The sequence below is a fragment of the Pseudooctadecabacter sp. genome, assembly GCF_020627745.1.
Taxonomy (GTDB): Bacteria; Pseudomonadota; Alphaproteobacteria; order Rhodobacterales; family Rhodobacteraceae; genus Octadecabacter.
Genome location: NZ_JAHDGE010000009.1, coordinates 66860 through 72423, shown reverse-complemented (window position 1 = coordinate 72423; position 5564 = coordinate 66860). Strand labels below are relative to the sequence as shown.

Annotated in this window: 6 protein-coding genes; all 6 read right to left on the bottom strand. The window is 60.7% G+C overall.

Annotated features, from left to right (window positions below; translation table 11 throughout):
• Positions 1-16: 16 nt before the first annotated feature.
• Positions 17-1009: an ABC transporter substrate-binding protein gene (locus tag QZ653_RS06440; protein WP_296418691.1), complete on the bottom strand. Its 993-nt coding sequence runs from the start codon at positions 1007-1009 to the stop codon at positions 17-19.
• A gap of 52 nt (positions 1010-1061) precedes the next feature.
• Complete coding sequence (locus QZ653_RS06435; protein ID WP_296418693.1) at positions 1062-1901, bottom strand: ABC transporter permease; 840 nt, start codon at positions 1899-1901, stop codon at positions 1062-1064.
• Positions 1901-2827 (bottom strand): ABC transporter permease, encoded by a 927-nt coding sequence (locus QZ653_RS06430; RefSeq protein ID WP_296418689.1) that lies wholly within the window; start codon positions 2825-2827, stop codon positions 1901-1903. Before QZ653_RS06430 ends, QZ653_RS06435 begins: the two co-directional genes overlap by 1 nt.
• On the bottom strand, positions 2828-3604 hold the full coding sequence (locus QZ653_RS06425) for an ABC transporter ATP-binding protein (RefSeq protein WP_296418687.1): 777 nt from the start codon (positions 3602-3604) through the stop codon (positions 2828-2830).
• A 252-nt stretch (positions 3605-3856) separates the two neighbouring features.
• A complete protein-coding gene (gene hydA / locus QZ653_RS06420; RefSeq protein WP_296418686.1) occupies positions 3857-5311 on the bottom strand; it encodes a dihydropyrimidinase in 1455 nt (484 codons plus the stop codon).
• 65 nt (positions 5312-5376) lie between these two features.
• On the bottom strand, positions 5377-5564 hold a 188-nt coding region (locus QZ653_RS06415; protein WP_296418685.1), incomplete at its 5' end, for a M20/M25/M40 family metallo-hydrolase.

The following is a 5564-nucleotide window of genomic DNA, read 5'->3' as shown; positions in this document are numbered from 1 at the left end:
TTCGAAACGGGAGCGCTCAGTTCAGTGCGGCGTCCGTGATCTCGGTCGTATAGGCACCCTCAGGCTCCGCCGTGATGACCGGATCGGACCCACCGGCCAGCAGGGTGTCCACCGTCCGCTGATAGGCATCCACATCCAGCGCACCGGTGCTGCCTTGGGTCAGCTTGGCGATCTCACCCATCATGCGGGCCTGTGCGGCCTCGGACTGGGCACCGGTTTCATCGTATTCGATGATGATGGCGGCGGCCTCTTCGACGTTCTCTTCTGCATAGCGCCACCCTTCCATGGAGGCGCGCACGAAGCGGACCATTTTGTCCACGAACACCGGATCCTCAAGGTTCTCTTCCAGCGCGTAGATGCCGTCCTCGAGCGTGGCCACGCCCTGTTCTTCGTATTTGAATGTCACCAATTCATCGGGGTCGACACCCGCATCCAGCACCTGACCGTATTCGTTATAGGTCATGGTCGAAATGCAGTCGGCTTCACGGTTCAGCAGCGGGTCCACATTGAACCCTTGCTTGAGGACCGTCACACCGTCCTCGCCGCCGTCCGTGGGGATGCCTTCCTGGCTCATCCAGCTCAGGAACGGGTATTCATTGCCAAAGAACCACACGCCGATGGTCTTGCCGCGAAAATCCTCAACGCTTTCGATGCCGGTGTCTTTCCAGCAGGTCAGCATCAGGCCGGAGGATACGAAAGGCTGCGCGATGTTCACCACTGGCAGGCCCTTTTCACGGGCCGCCAGTGCGGACGGCATCCAGTTCAGCATGATGTCAGCGCCGCCGCCTGCCAGCACCTGTGGGGGTGCGATATCCGGCCCGCCGGGCAGGATCGTGACGTTCAGCCCCTCGTCCTCATAAAACCCTTTTTCCAGCGCCACGTAGTAGCCCGCAAACTGCGCTTGCGTGACCCACTGCAGCTGCAAGGTGACGTCGTTGGCATGGCCATCGGCCAGCGCGCTGGTGCCCATCAGGCCCGCGATCAGAGCGGTTGTTGTCAGTGTCTTCATTGTTGACCTCCAGTGTCATGTTGGACGGCCGCACGGATGTATCCCCGTGGTCTCACCGTTGTGACGGGTGCCAGAATGTCACCCGCTTTTCGATCAGGGCCATCGCCCCATAAAAGGCCGAACCCGCAAGGGCCGCGACCACAATTTCAGCCCAGACCATATCCATGGCAAGCTGGCCCACGGATGTTGAAATCCGAAAACCCATGCCCACCGTGGGGGAGCCGAAAAATTCAGCGACGATGGCGCCGATTAAGGCAAGTGTCGTCGCAATCTTAAGTCCGTTGAAGATGAACGGCATCGCCGCTGGCAGCCGCAGTTTGAACAGGCTGGGCCAGTAGCCCGCCCCGTAGGTCCGCATCAAATCGCGCTGCATGGCGGATGTATCTTTCAGCCCCGCGACCGTGTTCACCAGAATGGGGAAAAACACCATGACGCCCACGACGGCCGCCTTGCTTTCCCAACCGCTGCCCAGCCATTTGACAAAAATGGGGGCCGTGCCGACGATCGGCAGTGCCGCCATAAAGGCCCCGACCGGCAAGATACCTTTTGTCAGAAAATCGGACCTGTCCGCCAGCAGCGCCACCGCGAAGGCCGCGATCATTCCGGCGATGTAACCGGTCAACGCGCCCTTGATGATCGTCTGGTTGAAATCCGCAATCAACGTCGGGATGGATGACGCAAAGGTCGCCGCAATGGCCGACGGGGCGGGCAGGATGATCGGGCTGACGCCCAGCATCGTCACCAAGACCTGCCACATAGCGATCAGCGTGATGCCAAAAATCGCAGGGATCAGCAGGCTGACCGCGCGGCTGTCTGACGCCGCGCTGTTTGCCAGACGGCTGTTGATGAACCATCCTGCAGCCCAGATCAGACCGGCAATCGCGAACGCCATCATGCCGCAGCCCCCACCATGCCCATACGCCGCAGCGTGCGCCGTTCAATCAGGCTCAGGGTCGCCACCAAAAGTGCTGCCGTAATCGCCGCCCCAAAGAGCGCAGCCCAAGTGACTATCGGCTGCCCGTATTGATCCCCCACCAGCATCCGCGCGCCAAATCCGGCCCGCGCACCTGTGGGCAGTTCACCCACAATGGCCCCCACCAAAGACGCAGAAATCCCGATTTTGAGCGATGCGAACAGATAAGGCATCGACGCCGGCAGGCGCAGTTTCCAGAAGCCTTGGTTGGGGCTTGCGTTGTAGGTTCGCAGCAGGTCCAACTGCATCGCATCCGGACTGCGCAGCCCCTTCACCATGCCCACGACCACGGGGAAGAAGGATAAGTAGGCCGAGATAATGGATTTCGGCAAAAGCCCCTGAATGCCAATCGACCCCAGCATCACAATCACCATCGGCGCCAGCGCCAGAATGGGAATGGTCTGTGACGTGATCGCCCAAGGCATAACCGACTTGTCCATCGTCCGGTTGTAGACGATGCCAACGGCCAACAGGATGCCCAAGGTTGTGCCAATCACAAACCCCAGCAAGGTGGCCGACAAGGTCACCCACGCATGATGCAACAACGACCGCCGCGATGTGGGCGCGACGGTGAAGACGGTCTTATACAGCTCCGCCCCCACCTGGTGGGGCGACGGCAGGTTGGGCCGGTCCAACGTATAGGTCATCCCCCAGATGTCGGGGTTTTTAACCGCGAGGGAGAGTCCGGAAAGCTCTTTGCGCTCGGCTGGCGTGTCCGGCGTCACGACAATATCCTGCCGTGCAGCCTGATCCGCCGTCAGGTGAATGTTCATCGGCACCACGGCGGCGATCCAAATACCGAGGATCACCAAAACAATCGCCAAGGGGGGCCACAGTGATTTCATTCACACGTCATCCTGATGACCCGCACGCAACCCGTCGCGGACGCGGTGGGCGATCTCGATGAACTCCGGCGTGTCGCGGATATCCAAGGGGCGCTCGCGGGGCAGGGGGCTGTCGATCACATCGGTGATCCGGCCCGGACGCGGCGACATGACGACGATCTTGGTGGACAGATAGACGGCCTCGGGGATGGAATGGGTGACAAAACCAATGGTCTTCTCGGTGCGCGCCCAAAGGTGGAGGAGTTGTTCGTTCAAATGGTCGCGCACGATCTCATCCAGCGCGCCGAAGGGTTCATCCATCAACAAGATATCCGCATCAAAGGCCAAGGCCCGCGCAATGGAGGCCCGTTGCTGCATCCCGCCGGACAGCTGCCAAGGAAACTTCTTCTCAAACCCCGCAAGATCGACAAGGTCCAACACACGGGCGACCCGTTCGGCCTGTTCGGATTTGGAAAAGCCCATAATCTCCAACGGCAGACGAATGTTGCCGCCAATCGTGCGCCATGGATAAAGCCCCGCCGCCTGAAATACATAGCCATAGGCGCGCGCGCGCCGCGCCTCATCCGGGGTCATCCCGTTGACGGAGATATCGCCCCCCGTGGGCGTCTCAAGCCCCGCAATGCAGCGCAAAAAGGTGGTCTTGCCGCAGCCGGATGGGCCGATGAAGGAAACGAAATCCCCCTTCTCGATGTCCAACGACACGTCTTTGAGCGCATGGACAGGGCCGTCGCCCGTTTGAAAGGTCAGGTCGAGGGCGGTCGCGGAAATCACGCTCATTCAGTGTCCTCCGGTGAGACCCAGCCCGGCTTTTGCAAAACGCTGTCGTGCCAAGCCAGCCAGACCCCGTCCAGCCCGGACGGCAGCCGCTCGAACACAAGCCCGCAATTTCCGCAACGCAGAACCTTGTATTCGGGCGGGACCACGACCGAAACGTCCTGTGGAACCTGCGCCAGGTCGAACGGAACCTGCGCCGTATGCCTGGCCTGACAGCCTTTGTTCGGACAGCCTGACGGTGCAGTCATGGTGCCGTCACACCCCCGTCGCCGGAATACCCGTCCGCTGAACGGGGCGCGGCGCGGTCAATTCCTTCCACGTGCTCAGCGCGCGGTTGGTCACGCCGTTGCCCTCACGTTTGACGAATTTGCCGTGGCCTTCTTGCGTGCGGATGTCTCCGTCATGCACCGCTACATGGCCGCGGGTCAGCGTAAACCGTGGCAGACCTTTGACCTGCTGGCCCTCGAACACGTTGTAATCAATGGCAGATTGCTGGGCGCTGGCCGTGATTGTTTTCTCCTTCTGCGGGTCCCACACCACCAGATCGGCGTCGGCCCCCACCGCCACGGCGCCCTTACGGGGATAGCAGTTCAGGATTTTCGCGATGTTGGTGGATGTCACGGCCACAAATTCATTGGGCGTCAGACGGCCCGTCGCAACCCCGTGGGTCCAGAGCATCGGCATCCTGTCTTCAAGCCCGCCGGTGCCATTGGGGATCTTGGTGAAATCGCCCACACCGGTGCGTTTTTGATCGGTGGTAAACGCGCAGTGATCCGTGGCCACGACCGACAGCGACCCCGATTGCAGGCCCGCCCACAGGCTGTCCTGATGCATCTTGTTGCGGAACGGCGGGGACATCACCCGCCGCGCGGCGTGGTCCCAATCGGCGTTGAAATATTCAGACTCGTCCAAGGTCAGGTGCTGGATCAACGGTTCCCCCCACACGCGTTTGCCTTGCTGACGCGCGCGCCGGATCGCCTCATGGGCTTCTTCGCAGGACGTATGAACAACGTACAAAGGCACGCCCGCCATATCGGCAATCATGATCGCACGATTGGTGGCCTCACCCTCAACCTGTGAGGGGCGCGAATAGGCGTGCGCCTCGGGTCCCGTATTGCCCTCCGCCAGCAGTTTGGCGCTGAGTTCAGCCACCACATCGCCGTTCTCCGCATGCACCATGGCGATCCCGCCGAGTTCCGCCAAACGGTTGAAAGAGCTGAACAATTCGTCGTCATTCACCATCAACGCGCCCTTGTAGGCGAGGAAGTGTTTGAACGTGTTGATCCCGCGGTCTTCAATCACGGTCTTCATGTCATTGAACACCTGCTCCCCCCACCATGTGACCGCCATGTGGAAGGAATAATCGCAGTTGGCGCGGGTCGATTTATTGTCCCAGCGTTTGATCGCGTCCATCAGGCTTTCGCCCTGATTGGGCAGGCAGAAATCCACGACCATCGTGGTGCCGCCTGCCAGACCCGCGCGCGTCCCGCTTTCGAAATCGTCCGTCGAATAGGTCCCCATGAACGGCATTTCCAGATGCACATGGGGATCAATCCCGCCGGGCATGACATAGCAACCCGTGGCGTCGAGGTCTTCATCACCTTTGAGGCCCTTGCCGATCTCAACGATCACGCCGCCCTCAATCAACACATCCGCTTCATAGGTCAGATCATGGGTCACGATCGTGCCGTTCTTGATGACTTTGCTCATGGTAGGTCCTTCATTCTTCTGATCCGCAAACTCCGGGGGTCTGGGGGCTGGCCCCCAGTCCGGCGCTAAGACACAATCTCCGCCGTCTCCAGCACCGCATGCATCAGCACATCCGCGCCCGCTGCGGCCCATTCGGGGCTGATCTCTTCCGCTTCGTGGTGCGACAGGCCATCCACACAGGGGCACATGACCATCGCTGTGGGGTACAAATCGTTGATCCAGCAGGCGTCGTGGCCCGCACCGGACACGATGT

Excerpts from the sequence above, each read along its gene's own strand:
- QZ653_RS06440 (WP_296418691.1), bottom strand. The coding sequence starts at position 1,009 with ATGAAGACACTGACAACAACCGCTCTGATCGCGGGCCTGATGGGCACC.
- QZ653_RS06435 (WP_296418693.1), bottom strand. The coding sequence starts at position 1,901 with ATGGCGTTCGCGATTGCCGGTCTGATCTGGGCTGCAGGATGGTTCATC.
- QZ653_RS06430 (WP_296418689.1), bottom strand. The coding sequence starts at position 2,827 with ATGAAATCACTGTGGCCCCCCTTGGCGATTGTTTTGGTGATCCTCGGT.
- QZ653_RS06425 (WP_296418687.1), bottom strand. The coding sequence starts at position 3,604 with ATGAGCGTGATTTCCGCGACCGCCCTCGACCTGACCTTTCAAACGGGC.
- hydA (WP_296418686.1), bottom strand. The coding sequence starts at position 5,311 with ATGAGCAAAGTCATCAAGAACGGCACGATCGTGACCCATGATCTGACC.